Raw genomic sequence first — 21,912 nt, forward strand, 5'->3', positions numbered from 1 at the left:
TGAAATCATTGAAATAAATACTTACTTAGATCTGTAATTAAAAAATGCGTTTTCTCAACAAGGAGAAAACGCAAGGAAATTTATTCTATAGCTTCTACGGTTTTCGTTTGATGTTCAGGAATGATTTTTAAGAAGAGTAAAGCCATTCCTACAACTGCCAAAATAGCAGCAATGATGAACGGATAGCTTGTCCCAAACATTTCGCTGATGAGACCTGAAACAAGGGGTGCAAATGCAGCGCCGAGCCAGCGAACAAAGTTATAAGCGCCACTTGTCACGCTTCTTGTATAAGGAGAATGTTCCATAACGGTTGTTGTAAATAAAGCATTGTTAATACCAAGAATAAGCCCAGAAAGAATGATTAAAACAATTCGAATCCATAAGATAGGAATAACGCCAAGTAAAACCAAAATAACGGCACAAGAAGCTAATGTAAACTTAAGAACGTGTTTCGAATTAAAACGAGCTTCCAGCCCATGAGCAATTTTGGCAGAACCGAGTGCGAGGCAAAGTCCCCAAGCAAAAAAAACAAAGCCAATTTGAATGGCAGATAATCCAAGAACGAGTGGCGAATACGCTAAAATCGTGAAGAAGCAATAGTAATAGAACATGCCACTAGTTGCAATTTGTAAAAAGGGCTTATAAGTAAAAAGGTGTAGCATCTGCTTAATAGGTACTTCTTTTTTGGAACTGCTTTTTTCTTTGGCTGGTGCTTTTACTTTAAACAATACAAGCAAGCATGCAATAAAAATTAATGTTGCCGTTGCGAAAAATGGATAGCGCCAAGATAAGTTTCCTAATACGCCCCCTAAAAGTGGACCAAAAGCCATTCCAAGTCCCATTGCAGATTCATAAAGTCCAATGGCATGTGAAGGTGTATGCGATAGTGCAATCAACATGGTCATGGCTGTCGCGAGAAACATAGAGTTTCCAAAGCCCCATCCAGCGCGGAATATTGAAAGTCCTGTAATACTGTTTGAAAATCCGCACAGTAGCGCAAAAACTGTTACAATCGCGAGCCCAGCAACAATAAGTTGCTTATCGCCAATCTTACTAGCAACAATTCCGATCGGAATCATCATGATCGCCATGACAAAAATATAAGAGGTAAATAAAAGTTCCACCTGTGAGTGAGTTGCTCCGATACTTTCAGCAATGCTTGGTAAAATTGGATCAACAATCCCAATTCCCATAAAAGCAAGTAAAGATGCAGCTGCTGTAATCCATTTACCCGCTGCTTTTTGTTTTTCAGTTAACATAAATAAAGTCCACTTCTTTCCCTAATTTATCGACCTTTTTATTCTATCCCAAAAAAATCTATATGTCAATATTTACATATATAAAAAATTACTTATGTAGAAAATTGCATTTCGGTTAAATATCGTTTAGAATGTAGAGGAAATCACCATCTAAGGGAGTGAATCACGTGACTGGATCGATCAATTTACTGGGCTATACTTTACTCGAGATGATCGCCCGAGAAGCTTCAAGCGGGTATGATTTGGCCTACCGTTTAAAAATTATGCAAAATACGCATCACAGTCAAATTTATCCGATGTTAGCGAAACTCGAAGAAAATGGCTATCTCCTTTCAACTACGCAATTTCAGGAAAGAAAGCCTAATAAAAAGGTCTATGCAATTACTCTTAATGGACTTGAACTTTTGCGAGAATGGTCAAAAACGCCAGTTAAAGTTCCTGTGTCACGTGATGAATTTATCATCAAGCTACAGCTAGACTGGTTAAACCCGAGTCGAACAAGCGAATTGCTCGAAGAACGAATCCGTTACCTTGAAGAGCAACTTCGTGAGACAGAAAAAACCTTAGTCACGATTCAAGAAACGCTTGGTCTTACTTCCACCAATGAAAAAAAATCGAATATGCCCTATCAAATTTATCAAAGAAAGTATCAATTGACATTAACAGAAAAAAACTGGTGCTTAAATTTGTTAGGTAAATAAAAAAACGCTTCCGCAATAAGCTTACACGGAAGCGTTTTTTTATTTATAGATAAGATTTTGTTTTTAAAATTTCGTTGGCCATTTCAACGGTTTCCTTATCAGGTGTTTCAATTCCTTCAAGTGGATAGCGTATCCCGAGCTTTTCCCATTTATAAACGCCCATGGTATGATAAGGAAGCACTTCGACACGTTTCACATTTGGAAGCGTCGCAATAAAGTCGTGAAGCGCATGCAAATCAGTAGGATCATCCGTTTTTGTTGGAATTAGAACATGACGAACCCAAATTGGCTGATCTTTATCCCGCAAATAATGGGCAAAATCAAGAATAGGTGCATTGGGTCTACTAGTCAATTTAAGATGCTTTTCTGGATTCATTTGCTTGATATCTAGCAAAATTAAATCTGTGAGTTCCATTAGCTGATCTAGTTTTTGAATGAATTCAGGATCTCTTGTAAAGCAACCTCCACAGCTATCAATAGTTGTATGCACGCCTGCTTCTTTACAAAGTGTAAATAATTCAATTAAAAAATCAATTTGAAGTAGTGGCTCCCCGCCACTTACTGTGATCCCCCCGCCAGTTGCATCCCAGAATTCTTTATACTTAATAGCTTCATTAAAAACCTCTTGTGCGGTGCGTTCATTTCCAATCCCAATTTTCCAAGTATCTGGATTGTGGCAAAATTGACAGCGAAGCAAGCAGCCTTGTAGAAAAACAATAAAACGAACCCCTGGACCATCTACCGTTCCCATGGTTTCCGTTGAGTGAACATGTCCGATAACCTTTTCCATTTCGCTCTTCCTTTCAAAACTTTTATTGGTATTTTAAGATAAAAATTTGTGCATAAATGAACTTAATGATTTAAAATAATTTCTTCTACTGTTATCTTAACATATTATTGAAAAAATACTACAGTTTTTAATAAAAAAATTAAAACGCTACCAAAGGCTTAGATGTGGGAATCAAGCAAATAAAATAGTAGTCATCCTGTACCACTAAAAACACTTTATTCTGTTATAAAACAATAGATACATGACTGCGCTTTGTACTAAAAAAGGATGCTTCTAATGGAAAGCACCACTTTTATAGACTTTATTAACATTAGCCAAGCCACAATTTCTTATCAGAAGTAGTAATTGCAGTGGCTCCTGCCAGAAGTGCCTGTTGAACCTGCTCTTCTCGTTCAATTAACCCACCAGCAATAACCGGAATCTTCATTTCGCGAATCATATTCTCTATTTGTTCTGGAAGTATCCCAGGCAAAAGTTCAATCGCATCCGGTTGTACTTTTTGAATTAGCGCTTTCCCTTTTGTATTGGCACTGGAATCAATCATGAATAATCGCTGGATGGCGAGCACTTTATGCTGCTTAGCCTTTAAGATGACGTTTCCACGAGTCGAAATGATACCAGCTGGACGAATTTCCTGACAAAGAAAATCAATCGCATAGTCGTCATTTTTAAGTCCATTAATTAAATCAGCGTGAAGTAATACCTTTTTTCCTGTGGATGATGCAAAAGTGACGAGTGATTTAAGCTGAGCAACATGTGTTTCGAGCATAACCATATAATGCCCACTGTTTTTTAGTTCTGCGATTTTTTCAATATCCTTTTGATTATGTGCTGCAGGAATAATTCGCTGGCGAGCAAATAATTCTATCATAATTGTTGTTCGCTCCCTTTTGTTTACATCACTCGTTTAAACATTTTTTCGAGTTCATAAGTCGTATATTTAATAATTACAGGCCGACCATGCGGACAAGTAAACGGATCACTTGCTTCACGCAAAGTATCCAGCAAAGCTTCCATATCTTGCATCGTCAAATAGTGATTCGCTTTTATAGATTTTTTACAGCTCATCATAATAGCCGTATCTTCACGAAGTTTATGAATGCTGACATTTGGCTCATGAAGAGCCTCATCAACAATTTCACGTAAAGTCTCCTCTTCTTCTCCCTTTGGAAACCAAGTAGGATGAGCGCGGATAATAAAGCTATTTTGACCAAATGGTTCCATGAACACGCCCACTTCTTCAAGTTTTTCGCGTTGTTCAGTGAGCCTTATATATTCATCATTTGAAAATTCAAGTACGATGGGTACAAGTAATTCTTGAAGTTCACGGCTTACTTCACCGATTTTTTCACGGAAAAACTCATATTTGATTCGTTCCTGGGCAGCATGCTGATCAATAATATAGAGCCCTTCTTCATTTTGAGCAAGAATGTATGTCGCATGCATTTGTCCGATGGGATACATTTTTGGAATTCGAACTTTTCTTTCCTCAGCAACAGGCGTGCTATCGTTAACCTCATAACCGACTGTTTCTTCTTCGATTAGAGCTTCAGAGTCAAACTTCTCCTCTTCAGGAGAAGAAACATATTCCGGAACAGAAGGTTTTTCAAACAGAGTAGGCGGATTTTCTTGTGCCGGTGTCTCCTCGTAAACTGGAGAGTCTGATCTTTTTGGTACATCCTGTTTATTTGAGTCAAAGGACATTTGCAACTGTTCAGATTGAAGCTTTTCTCGCTTAGAAATCGCACCATCTGGAATCAACTGCAACTTATGGAAAGCATCTTTAAGAGCTGCTGCAATGAGTTCACCAAGTTCTTTTTCCTTACTCAAACGAACTTCAAGCTTAGCTGGGTGAACATTGACGTCCACAATAATTGGATCCATTTTTATTTCGAGAACAATAATTGGAAACCGTCCAATGGGAAGAAGAGTATGATAACCATTTAAAATCGCTTTGACAAGTGCAAAATTTTTAATGTAGCGACCGTTGATAATAGTCGAGATATAGTTTCGATTTGACCGATTTACTTCTGGAAGAACAGCATAACCGCTAATTTTAAAATCAAGGGATTCTGCTTGAACAGGCACTGTTTTCTTAGCAATTTGAACACCATAAATGGCTGCTATTACTTGGCGCAAGTCGCCGTTTCCACTTGTTGAAAGAAGAGATTTTCCGTTGTGAGATAAACGAAAACTGATATCTGGATGTGAAAGAGCCAATCGATTCATTACATCCGTGATATTTCCAAGCTCAGTTGGTAAAGTTTTTAAATATTTCAAACGAGCGGGTGTATTATAAAATAAATCTGTGACGGTAATTTCTGTACCACGACGAGCAGAGTCACTGTGCTTTTCGATCTCTTTTCCGCCTTCAATAACAATCGTTGTACCCGTGTCTCCAGCAGAAGTCGTTAATTTCACTTTTGCAACAGAAGCAATACTTGGAAGTGCCTCACCCCGAAACCCAAGTGTGTGGACACGAAACAGATCTTTTTCTGTTTTGATTTTACTTGTGGCATGGCGCCTAAACGCAGTTGAAACATCTTCAGGCTCAATCCCTGCTCCATTATCTATTACCGTCATTTTCGTCATTCCTGCTTCTTCGATCAGAACATCAATAATCGTACTTTTGGCATCGATAGCATTTTCCACTAGTTCCTTAATGACGGAAGCGGGTCGCTCAACAACTTCACCCGCTGCAATTTTATTCGAGAGATTATCCGTTAATTCGATAATTTGTGCCACAGCTTATCACATCCTTTAGTGCAATTTGCTTTGTAATTCAAATAATTTATTCATGGCATCAAGTGGCGTCATTTGCATCAAATTCAGTTTTTTGATTTCCGCTTCCACGTCACTTTGCCTTGCTTTTGTTTGTTTAGGTTTTTCTTCGATCTCAAAAAGTGGTAATTGCATATCATCAGATTCCACATTTTGCACCGATTCCCGCACAATCACACTTTCTTCTTCCCGCTCGAGCTTGGTGGGTGTCGCATCAGGCAATTTTTTCTCTCCTGTTTCTAGCGTCTTTAAAATCTCGTCCGCTCGCGTGATTAATTCTTTTGGCAAACGTGCGAGTTCAGCTACATGAATCCCGTAACTCTTATCAGCAGGACCCTCTTTGATTTTATGAAGGAAAACAACCTTGCCATTTTCCTCAATTGCACTTACATGGACATTTTCAAGATGCGGTAATTCTTTATCTAGCACCGTAAGTTCATGATAGTGAGTGGAAAATAGCGTTTTCGCTTGCACGTTTTCATGAATATATTCAATAATAGCCTGTGCGAGTGCCATGCCGTCATAAGTAGCAGTACCTCGTCCAATTTCATCAAATAAAATTAAACTGTTTTTTGTGGCATGGACGATTGCATTTCTCGCTTCAAGCATTTCCACCATGAAAGTACTTTGGCCAGCGATCAAGTCATCTGCAGCTCCAATACGCGTAAACACCCGATCAAAGATAGGTAAAACGGCTTCTTTTGCAGGAACAAAACACCCGACCTGCGCACAAATTGCAGTTAGGGCTACTTGCCTCATATACGTACTTTTACCCGACATGTTGGGCCCAGTAATTAAAAGAATTTCACGATTTTCTGACATGTTGCAATCATTAGCGACATAGCTTTGCGAACCCATAACGCGTTCGACAACAGGATGACGGCCTTCCGTAATGGCAAGCGTCCCATCTTCACTAAGTGCTGGTTTTACAAAATGATTTCGCTCACTTACTTCAGCAAAACTTTGCAAGCAGTCAATTTCACTGATAGCTTTCGCTAATTTTTGTAATCGTTCAATATAACTTTTTACTTGTTCGCGAACTTCAGTAAACAATTGATATTCAAGCTCAACAGATTTTTCTTCGGCATCCAGAATAAGGCGCTCTTTTTCCTTTAATTCTGGTGTAATAAAACGTTCAGCATTCGTTAGGGTTTGTTTACGTTCATAACGTCCCTCTTCTAGTAAATGTGTATTGGCGCGTGTCACTTCAATGTAGTAACCAAAGACACGATTAAATCCAACCTTAAGCGATTTAATTCCTGTAATTTGCCGTTCTTTTTGTTCTAGCTCAGCAATCCAAGTTTTTCCATTTCGGCTCGCATCACGATACTGATCAAGCTGATTATCATAACCGTCCTTGATAATTCCGCCTTCACGAATGGAAAGTGGCGGAGAATCAATGATTGCTTGCTCTAACAAATCAGCAAGTTCCGTACATGGATCAAGTTTTTCTCCAAGTTGATTCAAATTGTTAGCCCCCGAAAGTGAGCCAAGGTTAGCTTTGATTTTGGGGATTTGAAACAATGAATTTCGTAGTTGAACAAGATCCCTTGCATTCACATTTCCGTAAGCTACACGGCCAGATAAACGTTCTAAATCATAAACATTTTTTAGATTTTCAGCAAGTTCCACGCGTTCAAAGAAATGTTTCATAAGCTCTTCCACATCAGCTTGTCGCGTTTCAATCATTTCCCTGTCAATAAGAGGGCGATCAATCCACTGTTTTAAAAGGCGTCCGCCCATCGCCGTTTTAGTTTGATCTAAAAGCCAAAGCAAAGTACCCGTTCGCCCTTTCCCACGAATTGATTCAGAAAGTTCGAGATTTCGCTTCGAATAGTAGTCCATTTTCATATATTGGCTTGTTTCATAATGGATGGATTTTTGTAAATGACCTAAATCGCGCTTTTGCGTTTCAGATAAATAATGCAACAATAAAGTAACCGCTTTTCGTTCAGAAAGTGCTGTACTACGATCAAGCAATTTTTCGCTTTCAGCAGTGGGCTCTACTTCATCATGAAGCGAAACAACAAGTCCAAGCTGCTCACGAACGGTTTCTGTAATGAAACTGGCATCGCTTGAACGCGTCACGACTTCCTTTGCAGAAAGCGTGGACAATTCATTGATAAGGCGGTCGTCTTGAAGTGAAAGCACCGTAGATTTCAGTTCTCCAGTTGAAAGATCAGAGTACGCAAAGCCAAATTCCTTATCTTCATAGACATAAAAAGCCGCAATGTAATTATTTTCCTTCTCTTTTAAGCCCTTCTCATCCATCACAGTTCCAGGAGAAATGAGCTGGACAACTTCACGCTTCACCATGCCTTTAGTGGTTTTAGGATCTTCAACTTGCTCGCAAATGGCTACCTTATAGCCTTTTTCGATCAATGTATCAATATAGCCACTGGCAGAATGATAAGGCACGCCACACATCGGAATGCGTTCGGTTCCGCCTCCTTCTCTTCCAGTAAGCGTAATTTCAAGAATTTGCGATGCCTTTAAAGCATCATCAAAAAACATTTCATAAAAATCGCCCAGACGAAAGAATAAAAAGGCGTCCTGATAATTTTCTTTAATCGCCAAATATTGTTTCATCATTGGTGTGTATTCAACCATTTTGTTCACTCATCCCCTATTTCCAGCAATTTTGCCCTTCTTTATTATAACATACCTAAAAACAGCTTTCCCGTGAAAAAAGGCCCGATCAGTCTCCCGTTTCTAATTTTCGCGTAACATTTTGATCAATTTCACGCGTAATTGATTGCAAAAGATCATTTGCATCCACTTGTGCCCGTCTAAAGTCTCGCACAACCGGTAGATCATCGATTTCTTGCTTCAACCGTTCAATCTGAGCTTCCGTTTCTTTCATCGCTTCAAACTTCCCATAATGCTCCAAATTCACAGACTGCTTTTGAAGCAGTTTGATTTTCGCAATTTTTTCTTGAACTTTTGAATTTGCATCAATCGTCTCTTCTGCCTTCTTGTAAAAAGAAATCTCTTCAGTAGCCGAAAGCGCATCTCGAAGCTCCGCTGCTTTTTGCATAATTTCATCCCGACTAGTTGTCAAAATTTCGTCCTCCTTTATTCATAAAACGGATGATCATCATTAATTAATATCCGATCGATCTGTGTCGCTGCTCCCGTATCTGGATTTAGTGTTATAAGACATCCAGACAGCACAGTTCGCCCAGACTTTGGCACCTCAAAGCGAGTAGGAAGTTGCGTCTTAAAGCGTCTTAATACAGCTTCCCTTTCCATCCCGAGAATAGCATCATACGGCCCTGTCATTCCTGCATCAGTTAAATAAGCCGTTCCCTCCGGTAAAACGCGATTATCAGCGGTTTGTACGTGAGTATGTGTTCCAACAACAGCTGTCACGCGACCATCTAAGTGCCACCCCATCGCTTGCTTTTCACTAGTCGTTTCCGCATGAAAATCAACAAAAATAAGTGATGTTTTTTCGCGTGCTTCAGCAACGAGATCATTTACAACATCAAAAGGATCCCGTAAATCTTGCCCCATGAATGTCCGCCCTTGCAAGTTGATCACAGCAAGCAGATACTGATTAGACTTTACATAAACGATGCCTTGGCCAGGCGTTGCTTCAGGAAAATTTGCGGGTCGCGCTAGATATTTTGCATCCTCAATAAATTCAAAAATATCTCGATTATCAAAACCGTGGTTCCCCAAAGTCACCGCGTTTGCTCCAAGCTCCAAAAAACCTTTATAGATTTTTTCAGTGATCCCTCGGCCAGCGGCAGCATTTTCTCCATTAATAATCGTCATTGTAGGCTTATATTTCTGTTTCAATTTAGGAAGACATTCCGTTACCATATCTCTTCCAGGGGAGCCGACAACATCCCCAATAAATAAAATTTTCATTCTTTTTCTTACTCCATTCTATTACAAATTTAAGTCTCTCATCAAAACTTAGAACTGCGACGTTCAAGACGTGTGACATCACGGAAAACTCCATCCATTTTTCCGAGTTTCTCATGGATACAAAGCGTTTTAAAACCAAAAGCATGATGCAATGCAAGGCTACCTTCATTTTCCGGAAAAATGAGGGATTGTAACGTCCAAAATCCAGCTTTTTCGCTTGCTTGAACCAGCTCTTCCATCAAAAATTTACCAACTCCACATCCGCGTGCAGCTTCTGCTACATAAAGACTGAGTTCAGCCACCCCGCAGTAACTTTCCATAGCAGAAACCGGAAGAAGCGCAGCCCATCCAACTACTTCCCTTTTTCGTTCGTCAAATGCTACAAGTCGACAAGCTTCCAAATATTTGGAATCAAAACTTTTAAAATCAAGTGCGGTTTTTTGGAAACTTGCATTGCGAGTATCAATACCTTGTTGATAGATTTTTTGAACTTGCTCATAGTTTTGTTTATTAATTATCCCAAGCTTGATATTTTTCTTATTCACATTGATTCAACCCTCTCCGGTGTTTTTTAAAATTCGAAAAACATGATAAGTACCAAGGACTTTGGTTTCGCCACCAAGTAAATTAATTTCTGAAAGAGCATTTTTCACGAGCTCTGTTTTTTCGGAAGAATAAAGATCGATCAAAAAGAAATATTCTCCAAGTGATGTTTTTAGTGGACGGGATTCAATTTTACTCAAGTCAATATTTCGCCAAGCAAAAGCAGAAAGCACTTTATGTAAGGCACCTGGAAGGTTATTCGGTAAAATTACACTAATCGAAGTTTTTTCCTCTTCAGCAGGAAGCGAGAGTTTGGGTTTCTTCCGACTTAAGACAGCAAATCTCGTTTGATTCAGCTCAATATCTTGTGCATTAGCTTGGACGGTTTTAAGACCGTATTGAGCCGCCGCTAGGTCAGGCGCAATTGCTGCTGCAAGTTCGTCTGGGTGCTCTTTGACCCATTTTGCGGCGTATGCAGTTGAAGGGGTTGCAATTTGTTCCACGCCATATAAATGATCTTGAAGAAACTTCGCGCACTGAGCAAGCCCCTGCGGATGACTAAGAACTTTTTGAACTGACTTCCACACCGCTTCATTTTGGGGATGTACCATTACATGCTGTGCGATTGGAAGAACAATCTCTGCTTGAATCGGAACATCCGCAAAATGGAATAAGTAATCAAGCGTTGTATTGACACCGCCTTCAATTGTATTTTCGATCGGAACAATAGCAGCGTCTACTTCCCCTCTTTGGATTGCCATAATAGCGTCTGGAATCGTTCCAAGAGGCACGAGATTTTCATCTGGGAAAGCATATTGGGCTGCGCTATGAGTAAAAGAAGCCACTGGCCCCAAGTAAGCAATATCCATTTTTACACCAAGCTCCTTTTAAATGAAAAAGGGGTCAGGAAATTTCCTCAAAACACATGAAAAAATTTCCAGTCCCCCTCCTATTATTCTTGAAATTCAAATTCAAAATCAAGCAGACGGACGACATCGCCATCTTCTGCCCCACGTTTTCTAAGTGCTTCATCAACGCCCATTGCACGAAGTTGACGAGCGAAACGATTAATCGAAGCGTCACGCTCGAAATTCGTCATCGCAAATAAACGTTCCACTTTTTCTCCGCTTAGCACAAAAGCACCGTCTGGATCACGAGTGATCTCAAATTCAGGTTCCTCTGCATGGAATTTATAAAGAACCGTATTTTGTTCTTCCTGCTCCAACACTTCCTCAAGGGGAAATTCAGGAGTTTCTTCTAGTTCATCAGCAATTTTAATTAACAATGGCTTTAAACCGCTTTGTGTTAATGCAGAAATAGGGTAAATCGCAATTTCTGGTCCAACCTTTTCAGAAAAAACTTGAAGGGCTTCTTCTGCTTCTGGCATATCCATCTTATTTGCTACAATAATTTGTGGTCGTTCCATTAAACGAAGATTATAGGCTTCAAGCTCTTTATTAATAGTTAGATAATCCTCATAAGGATCTCTCCCTTCAGAGCCAGACATATCAATCACATGGACAATGACACGCGTCCGCTCAATGTGACGCAAGAACTGATGCCCAAGTCCAACCCCTTGACTTGCTCCTTCAATCAGACCAGGCAAATCTGCCATTACAAAGCTACGACCATCCCCAACGTCCACCATTCCGAGATTCGGAACAAGCGTTGTGAAGTGATAGGCTGCAATTTTAGGTCGCGCCGCGGAAACGATTGACAATAAGGTTGATTTACCAACACTTGGGAAACCCACAAGTCCGACATCAGCTAATACTTTTAATTCCAGTTGAACCGTACGTTCGACACCAGGTTCCCCGTTCTCAGAAAGCTCAGGAGCCGGGTTAGCGGGCGTTGCAAATCTTTTGTTACCACGACCCCCACGACCTCCTTTTGCGATGACAGCACGCTGTCCGTCTGCGACAAGATCAGCGATCACTTCCCCTGTTTCTAAGTCTTTAACAACAGTACCAGGTGGAACCATAACTACTAAGTCGTTCGCACCTCGTCCGTGCATGCTTTTACTCATGCCGTTTTCCCCGTGCGGAGCTTTAAATTTTCGCTTATAACGAAAATCAATCAACGTTCGTAAGCCCTCGTCAACTTCAAACACGACATCGGCTCCTTTTCCGCCATCACCACCAGCTGGTCCGCCATTTGGGACAAACTTTTCGCGACGAAATGCCACCATTCCATCGCCACCATTCCCAGCTTTTACATCTATTTTCACTCGATCTACAAACATCTTTAATCTCCGTTCTATCAAAGTCTTACCTTTCATTATAACAATAAACCCTGATTCCGCAAGCGATTTTTCTCAAGAATTTTAAGACAGTTTTTCATAAATTGAATGGGGATTTCGAACTTTACTCTTCTTTTCTTTTCAAAAATGACAAAAAGAAAAACCAAAAAAGCGTCTTAGACGATAAAAAAGTCTAAAACGCTTTTTGAGTTTTTTCTTTTATTCAAATGCTTGGGCTGCTTTAACCGCTTTATGCCAACCTTTATAAAGATTTTCACGTGTATCGTTATCCATTTCTACATCGAATTGTTTATTTAACTTCCAGTTTTTAACAATTTCATTTTTATCTTCCCAAACTCCAACAGCAAGTCCAGCGAGATAAGCTGCCCCGAGAACAGTTGTTTCTAGATTTTCAGGGCGTTCAACTGGAACATTTAAAATGTCAGCTTGAAATTGCATCAAGAAGTCATTAGCAGAAGCACCGCCATCAACGCGAAGGGTTTTAAGCTCAATTTTGGAATCTTGTTCCATTGCATGAAGTACATCGCGAGTTTGATATGCAAGAGACTCAAGTGTTGCCCGAATAAAGTGTTCTTTTTCGGTTCCACGAGTGATACCAAAAACAGCCCCACGTACATCAGAATCCCAGTAAGGCGCTCCGAGCCCAACAAATGCTGGTACTACATAAACACCATCTGTTGACGCGATTTTTTCTGCATAGCCTTCTGAATCACTTGATTTGCGAACCATACGTAACCCATCTCGTAGCCACTGAATAGCCGATCCGGCAACGAAAATACTTCCTTCAAGCGCATAGTTCACCTTGCCATCAAGTCCCCACGCAAGCGTAGTTAACAGCCCGTTTTCAGAGCGAACGGCTTTTTCACCAGTATTCATAAGCAAGAAACAGCCGGTGCCATAAGTATTTTTTGCCATTCCACTTTCGAAACAGCCTTGACCAAATAATGCTGCTTGTTGGTCCCCAGCGATTCCAGCAACAGGAACTTCTTCGCCAAAGAAGTGATATGGAGCTGTCGTTTCATAAATTTCAGAAGAAGGACGCACTTCGGGGAGCATCGCTTTTGGAACATTTAACATTTTGAGTAAATCATCATCCCATTTTAAATCATAGATGTTATAAAGCAAGGTACGAGAAGCATTGGAATAATCTGTAATATGTGCTTTTCCACCTGTTAGTTTCCAAACAAGCCAGCTGTCAATGGTTCCAAAAAGTAATTCTCCGTTTTCTGCGCGTTTTTGTGCTCCTTCCACATGATCCAAAATCCAGCGAATTTTAGTTCCAGCGAAGTAAGGGTCAATTAACAAGCCAGTTTTTTCACGAATCATGTCTTCCTTACCAGCTTCACGCAACTTACGGCAAATTTCATCTGTTTGGCGTGATTGCCAAACTACGGCATTATAAATTGGTTTCCCTGTTTCTTTATCCCAGACAACTGTTGTTTCACGTTGATTTGTAATCCCGATTCCAGAGATTTGATTCGTTTCAATATTCGTTTTAATAAGTACACCGGAAATAACGGCTAAAATAGATGCCCAAATATCATTCGCATTGTGCTCGACCCAACCCGGATGCGGAAAAATTTGTTCAAATTCTTGTTGTTCAACCCCGATTACATCTCCGTCACCATCAATAATCATTGCACGCGAACTTGTTGTTCCTTGATCTAAGGCTAAGATATATTTTTTATCCATATTTACACTTCCTCCTTAAACAAAATCCTTTTTGTATCGCTTATGTTATACAAGTTGTTTTTTCTTATCAAGCATCATCGAAAGAATCAACACAAGAATGAAAAGCACGAGTACAAGCCAGAACCAGATTCCAAAATCTTGATTAACAATAGCGTTGTAAGACAAAGCCCCAAGTCCGCCTCCGAGGAATGGTCCAATTACAGGTACCCAAGAATAGATCCAATCAGAACCACCTTTTCCAGAAATAGGCCAAACAAAATGGGCGATCCGTGGTCCAAGATCCCGTGCAGGATTAATCGCATAACCCGTTGTTCCACCAAGACTCATCCCAATAGCAATAATTAAGATCCCTACTGCAATCGGATTTAATCCCTCCGAAAATTTATTGGCACCGAAAGCCATCAAACCAAATACTAAAACAAAGGTTCCAAGTGCTTCCCCGAAAACGTTCGATGTATAATGACGAATTGCTGGAGCAGTAGAGAAAACGCCAAGTTTTGCCGCTTTATCTTCTGTCACTTTCCAGTGTGGATAGTAATGGAGCCATACAAGCGTCGCTCCGATAAAGGCTCCGATAAACTGAGCAATAATATAAGGCAATACATAGCTCCAAGGAAATGTTCCAGCTAATGCCATACCAAGCGTAACCGCTGGATTAAGGTGTGCCATACTCATGAAACCGGAAACATAAATGCCCATTGTAACAGCAAATCCCCAAGCAAAAGCGACAAGAACCCATCCCGTGTTTTCCGCTTTTGAAGATTTTAAAGAAACTCCGGCAACAACACCGCCACCTAAAAGAACTAAAACGGCCGTGCCAATTACTTCACCCAAAAATTGAATCCCCAAACTTGTATCAATCATGGACCAACAACTCCTTTTGATTTTTGTATGAACGTTCCTTTCATTATTCCTCAAATTGAGGAACGTCAAACTTTTTTATTCAAAAAAAGAATGACGAACAAAACGAAGGCGCAAATTCCCCTTGCTGCCGTTTTGGTCGTCATCTCTTCTCCTGACAAATTCATTAACTTGATTTCATTAAAACACAATAAGTAAACGCTGTCAATGAAATAGTATGCAATTTTTTCACAAATTGAATGTCACTAATCCATTAAATTTCAAAGGGCTAGCATTTTCAAGTTATTTTTTTCACAAAAAAAAAGCCGAGACCCAACAGGTCCCAGCTTTAACTTATGCTTCTTGAGCTTCAGGATAAACGCTAACTTTTTTCTTGTCGCGTCCCATGCGTTCAAAACGAACAACGCCATCAACTTTAGCGAAAAGCGTATCATCGCCGCCGCGTCCAACGTTAGTTCCTGGATAGATCTTCGTTCCGCGTTGACGATAAAGGATAGAACCACCAGTTACGAACTGACCGTCAGCACGTTTTGCACCTAGACGTTTTGATTCTGAATCACGACCATTGGAAGTGGAACCACCGCCTTTTTTGTGGGCAAAATGTTGAATATCAAATTTTAACATGACATACACCTCCTATTTGGAGTTAATTTTAATATGATCAGGATAGCTGTACGCTAGTGATCGTAATTGATTCACCATTCCCGTCAATAAAATTTGAACCGCCTCTTTTTTAATGAACTCAGCTGGAACCGAATAATGAAGATACCCTTCATCTTCTTCAACAACTGGATCGAATCCTTCTGCTTCTGAAATCGCATTTATCATTCCATAAGCAATAGAAGAAGCTCCCGCACATACAAGATCACTGCCTCTTTCGGCAAAATCAGCATGCCCGTCCATTGTAAAAGAAGTAATCAATTCATTTTTTTTATCAACATTCACGTAAATCATTGTTTCGTCCCTTCAAATTAAGCATTGATTGCATCAACTGTTAATTTTGTATAAGGTTGACGATGACCTTGTTTTTTGTGGTAGTTCTTTTTCGGTTTATATTTGAAAACCGTAAGTTTCTTGGCACGACCTTGTTTTTCAACTTTTGCAGTAACCGTTGCTCCTTCAACAAAAGGAGTTCCGACTTTTGCAGCATCGCCACCAACGAAAAGAACCTTATCAAAAGTAACCACATCGCCAACTTCACCAGCTAATTTCTCAACATAGATTTCTTGACCAGCTTCTACTTTGATTTGTTTCCCACCTGTTTCAATAATTGCGTACATACTTGCACCTCCTCATATACTAAGACTCGCCATCACAGGGGGCTCGGAAAACGAACACTTAACCCAGATCTGAGCGGTTGTAGCGTGGTGCGCTACAAACATAACATTAAAATCATAGCACACGCACTCCCCTCTGTCAATCACTCACATGCGTTTCTCTTAAGAAAAGATACGACGAATTTGATAAAATGGAACAGGTTCATCTGCAATTTCCCAGTCCACTTGTATACTGAACGCTGTTTCAAGCTCTAAAAATTGGTCTAAAACGGCTTCAGTCACGATGATGACCGCTTGTTCGACGTCTTTTAAAGCACTTAGCTCACGCTCTAGTTCATAAGCAACCGAAATGGCCGTCTTGACGTGCCCGGTTCCACCACAAGACGGGCAAATCTCAGTCACCTGTTCAAGGAGCGAAACTTCTTTTTTCTTCCGCGTAAGTTGCATTAGACCTGACTTTGAAAAACCAGCAATTTGCGTAGTCATAAGTTCCTTTTGCACCAGTTTTTCCATTTCAGCTTCTAGCTTTCCGTGTTGAGTTTCCGTCATTCCGCCGATAAAATCAATTACGATAAAACCACTTATTTGACGCAGACGCAACTGCCTAATAATTTCAGGTAAAACAGACTGATTCACACGAAAAACCGTTTCTGGCTTATCAGAAGTCGTCGAAAAGTGTCCAGAATTTACGTCTATCACCCACATAGCCTCAGTTTTTTCAATAACAAGTGAAGCCCCGCTATCCACATGTACGAATTCTTTTAAACACCTTTCAAGCTCCGCCTCCACTCCGTAATCTGTAAATAGTGTCCGTGAGTTTGATTGTCTTGTTGCAAGCGCAAAAGCTCCGTCTGAAACGACTTCACTGATACCATAGTGCTGCTTAAAACGTTCGACTTGTCTTGTGAGCAAGTTTTTTTGGTCTACTAAAAGACCAGGTTTTTTTCTTTTTCTACTCTGGAAACGGAGGTCTGCGAGAAACCGTCTTTTTTCCTCCAGTTCGGCAAGGATCGACTCCGCCGAACTCGTTTCAGCCCGTGAACGAAGAATCACAGCTTCCGCTTCTTCTAAGTGCGGCTTAATAGACTGAATAAGCTCTTTTTTGCGTCCATCTGGAATACGCTTTGAAACAGAAAAATAGGACTTCCCGAAGATATAGACGAGCGTTTCACCAGAAATCTCGATCATCCCAGTAACGAGAGGTAATTTGGTTTTTGTGCCCATTCGCGTGACTTCAACTAAAAGCCGAGCGCCTTGATGACGCTCCGCTTCTTCTGGAATGTCATCCAAATGGAGAAAAGCTTTTTCATTTCCAAGTGAGACAAAGCAAGCTTGGATTTTTCGATCAATGTTTTCAATTTGTGCTAAATAAATTTGACCTGGCTGCACCGTTTCCGTAGGGCGAAAAAGGTTAAAATCAAGAACTTTTTTACCATCTAAAACTGCAATCCGTTTTTCTGTTGTGCGTGTGTTGACAAGTATCTGCCGCATAACTAGCAAATCTCCTTTATAAAAAGCCTCCACAAAAAGTGAAGGCTTTTTTCTTAGTTTCTACTGAATAATTGTTTAAGGCGCTGGAAAAAGCCTTTCCTTGGTTGTTCGATCGATATTAATGGAATGGACTCGCCAAGTAATCTTCTGGCAATGTTCCGATATCCTTGTGACGCTCGACTATTTGGAAGCATCACAACGGGATTTCCATTATTGGATGAACGAATAACTTCATCGTCGTCAATAATGATCCCAAGAAGTTCAATGGAAAGGTGGGATGTGATTTCATCAATGTCCATCACATCTCCGTTTTGCATCATTTGAGTACGAATCCGGTTGATGACAAGCTTTGGAGGCTCAATTTCTTCTTTCTCTAGAAGGCCAATAATCCGGTCCGCATCACGAACTGCAGAAATTTCCGGTGTCGTCACAACAATTGCTCGATCTGCCCCAGCAACCGCATTTTTATAACCTGTTTCAATACCCGCCGGCGAATCAATTAAAATAAAGTCATAATCCGGTCTAAGCTCACTGATTAATTCTTTCATTTGTTCAGCAGTAACTGCAGATTTATCCGTAGTTTGAGCTGCAGGAAGCAAGAATAATAAATCATCAAAACGTTTATCTTTTATTAATGCTTGATGAATTTTACATCTGCCTTCAACGACATCAACTAAATCATAAATAATTCGGTTTTCAAGCCCAAGAACAACATCAAGATTACGGAGGCCGATATCCATATCTACTAAGCAAACTTTTTTGCCTTGGAGTGCAAGAGCAGTTCCAAGATTAGCAGTCGAAGTGGTTTTTCCAACTCCGCCTTTTCCAGAAGTGATAACGATTGCTTCACCCATCTTTTATCGTCCTCCTTCAAAATTTGTAATTTCAGGTCTGATTTTCCTGATTGTATGTACATCGTCAACAACTAACTTGTTTTCATCATTAATATAAGCAGAAAAAAGTTCAGTATCCTCAATGTTTTTGTAATCTTCACTATCAAAACCAAATGACTGATCTGCGATTCGTATTTGTGAAGGATACAGGAATTTTCCAGCAACAACAGCTTTTTCATCACCTTCAAAACCGGCGTGAACAATTCCCTTAATGGAACCAAGCACAAAAATATTACCGCTCGATCGAATTTGCCCACCTGGGTTAATATCTCCAATCAAAAGAAGATCTCCTGAAACTTGAATAACCTGCCCAGAACGTACAATCGTTGCAAGCGAGAAGATTTGATCCTGTTCTTTCCATTTTTTAGCATCTTCTTTTGTCATCACATCACTATAGAAAGCGTTGATCTCCATTTGACTTTGCTCTTTAATAATACTTTCAATCCTGTTTTCTTCTTCTTCTGAAAACAGTCGGTTTCCAATTTGGACCTGAACCGGAAGTTTTTCTCCTGAATAAGGTGCAGCTTTTTGATCTTTCAAAAGTGCGAGGAGTTCAGTTTCAAGTTCTTCAATACTTGCAGTATCTTTCAATACAATTTGAATACCATTCTTTGTTCCTTTAATTTGCACGTTTTTCTTCATCCAGTTTTCACCTCATCACCGCGCTTAAAGTAGAATATTTCATATATCAGCGCCATTTTTTATTATACCAGAAAAAAATCGCTTTATATAGAAAAAACAGCCCGATCGCTTTAAACAGCCTAAAACTACCAGCTGCTCGATAAAATCTAAGCGATTCAAGCTGTTTTTTACAAGCGATCTTCCGACTTTTTCAATTTTACAAGGAAATGTCGAAACGGGAAAAAGACAACTAAGTAAAAAGCAAAGTTCAAAAGAATTGTTGTCCAAAGTCGCTTATCAATAAATGTCGCAATATCCATTGAAGTCGAATCAATCAGTACGTAAAAAGCGTAAACAAGTGATTCTGTTAAAATAATGTTGAACACAGTAATTAAACCAACTAATACCATGCTATTTTGCAATACTTTTAGAAGTTTATCTGTGATATATACGATACACGGAAATAGCGCGAAATAAATGCCCATTATACCTGTATAATAAATATCAAAAGTCAGTCCAAAAATAAAAGCGTAAACAAGCGTTGTATTCCTACGATAAAAAGCAGTCATCAAAATAAGTAAAACAAGTATAAAATGAGGGATGAACATTCTACTCTCACCAAAAAGCGGCTTTGCAAATATTAGGCTGATAACGCCCTCTAGAATGAAAGTTAAAATCATGATTAATGGAAGCCAAATGGTTTTCTTTACATTCATGATCAATTTCCTCCAGTCGAAGAGGACGTATCCGTTTCACCAGTATCATTCGAAGTGGATGAAGTTTCAGCCGTACGTTGTAAAATGATAATATGATTCATATCGTACATATCAGCGCCAGTTTTGATGTAAGCAGTTTGTGAAAGCCCCATTTTGTCTGTTTCAACTTTTTCGATAGTACCGACAAATATACCTGCAGGGAATTTCCCACCTAAACCAGAAGTAACAATTTTTTGTCCTTTTGAAAATTTCATATCATAAGGAAGTTGTTTTAATTCCAGCAAATTGGTATCACCGTCGTAACCATTAATAATTCCATAAGCATTATTGCTTCCTTGAACCATAGCAGAAACTCGGTTTCTTGTATCATTGGAAGTCAATAGCTCAACTGTTGATGACTTGGCTCCAGTACTTGTAATGCGGCCAATTAAACCTCCAGCCGTAATTACTGCCATATCAGGTTTTACACCATCATGTGATCCTTTATCGATTTCAACTTGTTCATTCCAATTAGATGGATTCCTAGAAATGACCATGGCATTGATTGGATCATAATCACGAATGCTGTCTTTGATATTTAGTGAATCTTTTAGATCTTTATTCTCTTTTTTTAGGTCTGCAACTTCACTTTCAAGTTGCGCTACCCCATCTAAGCGTTTTTTTAATTTTGCATTTTCCGTATACGTATTTTTGAGGTCTTTAGCTCCATCTACCAGACTAGACACGTAGGTTACTGGTTTTGAAACAATATTTTCACCAAACCCTACAACGTCTTTTACAAATTGCTCTGGCCACGATGCATTTTCTCTGTCACGAAGTGAAAATCCGACTAGCGCAACAAGAACAATGATCGAAATGAGCAAGACAATCAAACGTTTATTTAGGAAAAACTGTGGCATGCGAACACCTCATCTCGTTCATCCTCTTTTTTCGATTAGCAGCTAACGATCTCCAGTTTGTCTCAACTAAACGAGTGCCCATTTAGTTCATTTTTTTCTTTTTATAAAGATCCATGTTTTCAAGCGACTTACCAGTACCAATAGCTACACAATCAAGCGGTTCATCAGCAATGATTACAGGCATCTTTGTTTCTTCAGAAATCACAGAGTCCAAATTTCTAAGAAGTGCTCCGCCGCCAGTAAGTACAATTCCTTTGTCCATGATATCAGCAGATAATTCAGGAGGTGTATTTTCTAATGTGCTCTTTACAGCATCTATAATTGCAGCGATAGTGTCTGAAAGTGCAGCACTAACTTCTTGAGGTGTAACTTCAATCGTTTTGGGTAATCCCGTTACAAGGTCACGTCCACGAATCCCAAATGGTGTAAGATCAAGATTAGCTGGATCAGCTGATCCAATTTCCATTTTGATCATTTCAGCTGTACGATCTCCAACAAGAAGATTATATTTTTTGCGGATATAGTTAATGATTGCATCATCCATATCATCACCAGCTGTACGAACTGAACGACTAGTTACGATGCCTCCTAAAGAAATAACCGCAACTTCCGTTGTTCCGCCACCGATATCAACAACCATACTTCCAGTTGGATCCCATACTGGAAGACCAGCACCAATTGCTGCTGCAAATGGTTCTTCAATCGTGTAAGCTTCTTTTGCTCCTGCTTGGCGAGTTGCATCTGTGACAGCACGTTTTTCTACTCCCGTAATTCCAGAGGGAACACAGATCATAACACGAGGTTTACTCGCTCCAAGCCCTTTGCTCGCTTTTTGAATATAGTATTTCATCATTGCAGCTGTTGTATCATAGTCAGCAATTACCCCATCTTTCATTGGGCGAATGGCAATGATATTTCCAGGCGTACGACCAATCATGTTTTTTGCTTCGCTACCGACCGCAACGATTTCTTGGGTATCTTTTTTCATAGCAACGACAGAAGGTTCGCGCAATACAATGCTCTTCCCTTTCATGTATACAAGCGTATTTGCCGTTCCAAGATCAATGCCAATATCTTTGTTACCAAATCCAAACATCTGTATTCTCCTTTTCATTAAATTAACATTATATGAGTAAATTTGAGCTGACACGATTCTTTGCTCTCGTAAATTGCAAGCTAATCAAGGTTTGTGTCGCATTTTCTCTATACACATATACAACCATTACATTATAACATAACTGTTTAAATTAAG

Annotated in this window: 22 protein-coding genes and 1 other annotated feature; of the genes, 1 reads left to right on the plus strand and 21 read right to left on the minus strand. The window is 39.7% G+C overall.

Annotation, left to right across the window (positions count from 1 at the left end; all coding sequences use genetic code 11):
- Positions 1 to 80: 80 nt before the first annotated feature.
- A complete protein-coding gene (locus HB912_RS04355) occupies positions 81 to 1,259 on the minus strand; it encodes an MFS transporter (RefSeq protein ID WP_185372399.1) in 1,179 nt (392 codons plus the stop codon).
- A gap of 209 nt (positions 1,260 to 1,468) precedes the next feature.
- On the opposite strand from HB912_RS04355, the gene HB912_RS04360 reads away from it, so the two are divergent.
- Positions 1,469 to 1,960 carry a PadR family transcriptional regulator gene (locus HB912_RS04360; RefSeq protein WP_185372876.1) on the plus strand — a complete coding sequence of 164 codons (492 nt, stop codon included), beginning with the start codon at positions 1,469 to 1,471 and terminating at the stop codon, positions 1,958 to 1,960.
- A 43-nt stretch (positions 1,961 to 2,003) separates the two neighbouring features.
- Here the strand turns inward: HB912_RS04360 and pflA are convergent, their stop codons facing one another.
- The 20 genes from pflA to HB912_RS04460 form a co-directional block, all read right to left on the minus strand.
- Positions 2,004 to 2,750: a pyruvate formate-lyase-activating protein gene (gene pflA, locus HB912_RS04365; protein ID WP_185372401.1), complete on the minus strand. Its 747-nt coding sequence runs from the start codon at positions 2,748 to 2,750 to the stop codon at positions 2,004 to 2,006.
- Between the two features lie 310 nt (positions 2,751 to 3,060).
- A complete protein-coding gene (locus tag HB912_RS04370) occupies positions 3,061 to 3,618 on the minus strand; it encodes a glycerol-3-phosphate responsive antiterminator (protein WP_149023356.1) in 558 nt (185 codons plus the stop codon).
- A gap of 26 nt (positions 3,619 to 3,644) precedes the next feature.
- Positions 3,645 to 5,495 (minus strand): DNA mismatch repair endonuclease MutL, encoded by a 1,851-nt coding sequence (gene mutL, locus HB912_RS04375; protein ID WP_185372403.1) that lies wholly within the window; start codon positions 5,493 to 5,495, stop codon positions 3,645 to 3,647.
- 15 nt (positions 5,496 to 5,510) lie between these two features.
- Positions 5,511 to 8,141 (minus strand): DNA mismatch repair protein MutS, encoded by a 2,631-nt coding sequence (gene mutS / locus HB912_RS04380; protein ID WP_185372405.1) that lies wholly within the window; start codon positions 8,139 to 8,141, stop codon positions 5,511 to 5,513.
- Between the two features lie 88 nt (positions 8,142 to 8,229).
- A complete protein-coding gene (locus HB912_RS04385; RefSeq protein ID WP_185372407.1) occupies positions 8,230 to 8,592 on the minus strand; it encodes a YlbF/YmcA family competence regulator in 363 nt (120 codons plus the stop codon).
- A gap of 14 nt (positions 8,593 to 8,606) precedes the next feature.
- Positions 8,607 to 9,407 (minus strand): TIGR00282 family metallophosphoesterase, encoded by an 801-nt coding sequence (locus tag HB912_RS04390; protein ID WP_185372409.1) that lies wholly within the window; start codon positions 9,405 to 9,407, stop codon positions 8,607 to 8,609.
- A 41-nt stretch (positions 9,408 to 9,448) separates the two neighbouring features.
- Positions 9,449 to 9,922: a GNAT family N-acetyltransferase gene (locus tag HB912_RS04395; protein ID WP_185372878.1), complete on the minus strand. Its 474-nt coding sequence runs from the start codon at positions 9,920 to 9,922 to the stop codon at positions 9,449 to 9,451.
- Positions 9,923 to 9,958: 36 nt separating this feature from the next.
- Positions 9,959 to 10,819: a prephenate dehydratase gene (gene pheA, locus HB912_RS04400; RefSeq protein ID WP_185372411.1), complete on the minus strand. Its 861-nt coding sequence runs from the start codon at positions 10,817 to 10,819 to the stop codon at positions 9,959 to 9,961.
- An 83-nt stretch (positions 10,820 to 10,902) separates the two neighbouring features.
- Positions 10,903 to 12,192 (minus strand): GTPase ObgE, encoded by a 1,290-nt coding sequence (gene obgE / locus HB912_RS04405; protein WP_185372413.1) that lies wholly within the window; start codon positions 12,190 to 12,192, stop codon positions 10,903 to 10,905.
- A 216-nt stretch (positions 12,193 to 12,408) separates the two neighbouring features.
- Positions 12,409 to 13,902, minus strand: a complete 1,494-nt coding sequence (gene glpK / locus HB912_RS04410) for a glycerol kinase GlpK (protein WP_185372415.1) — start codon at positions 13,900 to 13,902, stop codon at positions 12,409 to 12,411.
- Between the two features lie 45 nt (positions 13,903 to 13,947).
- Positions 13,948 to 14,766 (minus strand): MIP/aquaporin family protein, encoded by an 819-nt coding sequence (locus tag HB912_RS04415; RefSeq protein ID WP_185372417.1) that lies wholly within the window; start codon positions 14,764 to 14,766, stop codon positions 13,948 to 13,950.
- 330 nt (positions 14,767 to 15,096) lie between these two features.
- Entirely contained in the window at positions 15,097 to 15,387 is a 291-nt protein-coding gene (rpmA, locus tag HB912_RS04420; protein WP_185372419.1) for a 50S ribosomal protein L27, read from the minus strand.
- A 12-nt stretch (positions 15,388 to 15,399) separates the two neighbouring features.
- A complete protein-coding gene (locus HB912_RS04425; protein ID WP_036073599.1) occupies positions 15,400 to 15,717 on the minus strand; it encodes a ribosomal-processing cysteine protease Prp in 318 nt (105 codons plus the stop codon).
- 17 nt (positions 15,718 to 15,734) lie between these two features.
- A complete protein-coding gene (gene rplU / locus HB912_RS04430) occupies positions 15,735 to 16,043 on the minus strand; it encodes a 50S ribosomal protein L21 (RefSeq protein WP_036073597.1) in 309 nt (102 codons plus the stop codon).
- 12 nt (positions 16,044 to 16,055) lie between these two features.
- Positions 16,056 to 16,132 (minus strand) — a sequence feature (ribosomal protein L21 leader region).
- Positions 16,133 to 16,202: 70 nt separating this feature from the next.
- Positions 16,203 to 17,531 (minus strand): ribonuclease E/G, encoded by a 1,329-nt coding sequence (locus HB912_RS04435; RefSeq protein ID WP_185372421.1) that lies wholly within the window; start codon positions 17,529 to 17,531, stop codon positions 16,203 to 16,205.
- A 53-nt stretch (positions 17,532 to 17,584) separates the two neighbouring features.
- Positions 17,585 to 18,385, minus strand: a complete 801-nt coding sequence (minD, locus tag HB912_RS04440) for a septum site-determining protein MinD (RefSeq protein WP_185372423.1) — start codon at positions 18,383 to 18,385, stop codon at positions 17,585 to 17,587.
- A 3-nt stretch (positions 18,386 to 18,388) separates the two neighbouring features.
- Positions 18,389 to 19,066 (minus strand): septum site-determining protein MinC, encoded by a 678-nt coding sequence (gene minC / locus HB912_RS04445; protein ID WP_036073591.1) that lies wholly within the window; start codon positions 19,064 to 19,066, stop codon positions 18,389 to 18,391.
- Between the two features lie 167 nt (positions 19,067 to 19,233).
- Positions 19,234 to 19,761, minus strand: a complete 528-nt coding sequence (gene mreD, locus HB912_RS04450; RefSeq protein ID WP_185372425.1) for a rod shape-determining protein MreD — start codon at positions 19,759 to 19,761, stop codon at positions 19,234 to 19,236.
- Between the two features lie 2 nt (positions 19,762 to 19,763).
- Positions 19,764 to 20,660 (minus strand): rod shape-determining protein MreC, encoded by an 897-nt coding sequence (gene mreC / locus HB912_RS04455; RefSeq protein WP_185372427.1) that lies wholly within the window; start codon positions 20,658 to 20,660, stop codon positions 19,764 to 19,766.
- An 82-nt stretch (positions 20,661 to 20,742) separates the two neighbouring features.
- A complete protein-coding gene (locus HB912_RS04460; protein WP_185372429.1) occupies positions 20,743 to 21,756 on the minus strand; it encodes a rod shape-determining protein in 1,014 nt (337 codons plus the stop codon).
- Positions 21,757 to 21,912 lie beyond the last annotated feature (156 nt).

Source organism: Listeria aquatica (genome assembly GCF_014223975.1).
In the GTDB taxonomy this organism is placed as follows: domain Bacteria; phylum Bacillota; class Bacilli; order Lactobacillales; family Listeriaceae; genus Listeria; species Listeria aquatica.

What these genes read in the sequence shown, in the direction of transcription:
- mreC (WP_185372427.1), bottom strand. Translation starts at nt 20,660, where the DNA reads ATGCCACAGTTTTTCCTAAATAAACGTTTGATTGTCTTGCTCATTTCG.
- HB912_RS04415 (WP_185372417.1), bottom strand. Translation starts at nt 14,766, where the DNA reads ATGATTGATACAAGTTTGGGGATTCAATTTTTGGGTGAAGTAATTGGC.
- mutS (WP_185372405.1), bottom strand. Translation starts at nt 8,141, where the DNA reads ATGGTTGAATACACACCAATGATGAAACAATATTTGGCGATTAAAGAA.
- HB912_RS04355 (WP_185372399.1), bottom strand. Translation starts at nt 1,259, where the DNA reads ATGTTAACTGAAAAACAAAAAGCAGCGGGTAAATGGATTACAGCAGCT.
- rpmA (WP_185372419.1), bottom strand. Translation starts at nt 15,387, where the DNA reads ATGTTAAAATTTGATATTCAACATTTTGCCCACAAAAAAGGCGGTGGT.
- HB912_RS04435 (WP_185372421.1), bottom strand. Translation starts at nt 17,531, where the DNA reads ATGCGGCAGATACTTGTCAACACACGCACAACAGAAAAACGGATTGCA.
- minD (WP_185372423.1), bottom strand. Translation starts at nt 18,385, where the DNA reads ATGGGTGAAGCAATCGTTATCACTTCTGGAAAAGGCGGAGTTGGAAAA.
- HB912_RS04390 (WP_185372409.1), bottom strand. Translation starts at nt 9,407, where the DNA reads ATGAAAATTTTATTTATTGGGGATGTTGTCGGCTCCCCTGGAAGAGAT.
- glpK (WP_185372415.1), bottom strand. Translation starts at nt 13,902, where the DNA reads ATGGATAAAAAATATATCTTAGCCTTAGATCAAGGAACAACAAGTTCG.
- pflA (WP_185372401.1), bottom strand. Translation starts at nt 2,750, where the DNA reads ATGGAAAAGGTTATCGGACATGTTCACTCAACGGAAACCATGGGAACG.
- obgE (WP_185372413.1), bottom strand. Translation starts at nt 12,192, where the DNA reads ATGTTTGTAGATCGAGTGAAAATAGATGTAAAAGCTGGGAATGGTGGC.
- HB912_RS04360 (WP_185372876.1), top strand. Translation starts at nt 1,469, where the DNA reads ATGATCGCCCGAGAAGCTTCAAGCGGGTATGATTTGGCCTACCGTTTA.
- HB912_RS04425 (WP_036073599.1), bottom strand. Translation starts at nt 15,717, where the DNA reads ATGATTTACGTGAATGTTGATAAAAAAAATGAATTGATTACTTCTTTT.
- pheA (WP_185372411.1), bottom strand. Translation starts at nt 10,819, where the DNA reads ATGGATATTGCTTACTTGGGGCCAGTGGCTTCTTTTACTCATAGCGCA.
- rplU (WP_036073597.1), bottom strand. Translation starts at nt 16,043, where the DNA reads ATGTACGCAATTATTGAAACAGGTGGGAAACAAATCAAAGTAGAAGCT.
- mreD (WP_185372425.1), bottom strand. Translation starts at nt 19,761, where the DNA reads ATGAATGTAAAGAAAACCATTTGGCTTCCATTAATCATGATTTTAACT.
- HB912_RS04460 (WP_185372429.1), bottom strand. Translation starts at nt 21,756, where the DNA reads ATGTTTGGATTTGGTAACAAAGATATTGGCATTGATCTTGGAACGGCA.
- minC (WP_036073591.1), bottom strand. Translation starts at nt 19,066, where the DNA reads ATGAAGAAAAACGTGCAAATTAAAGGAACAAAGAATGGTATTCAAATT.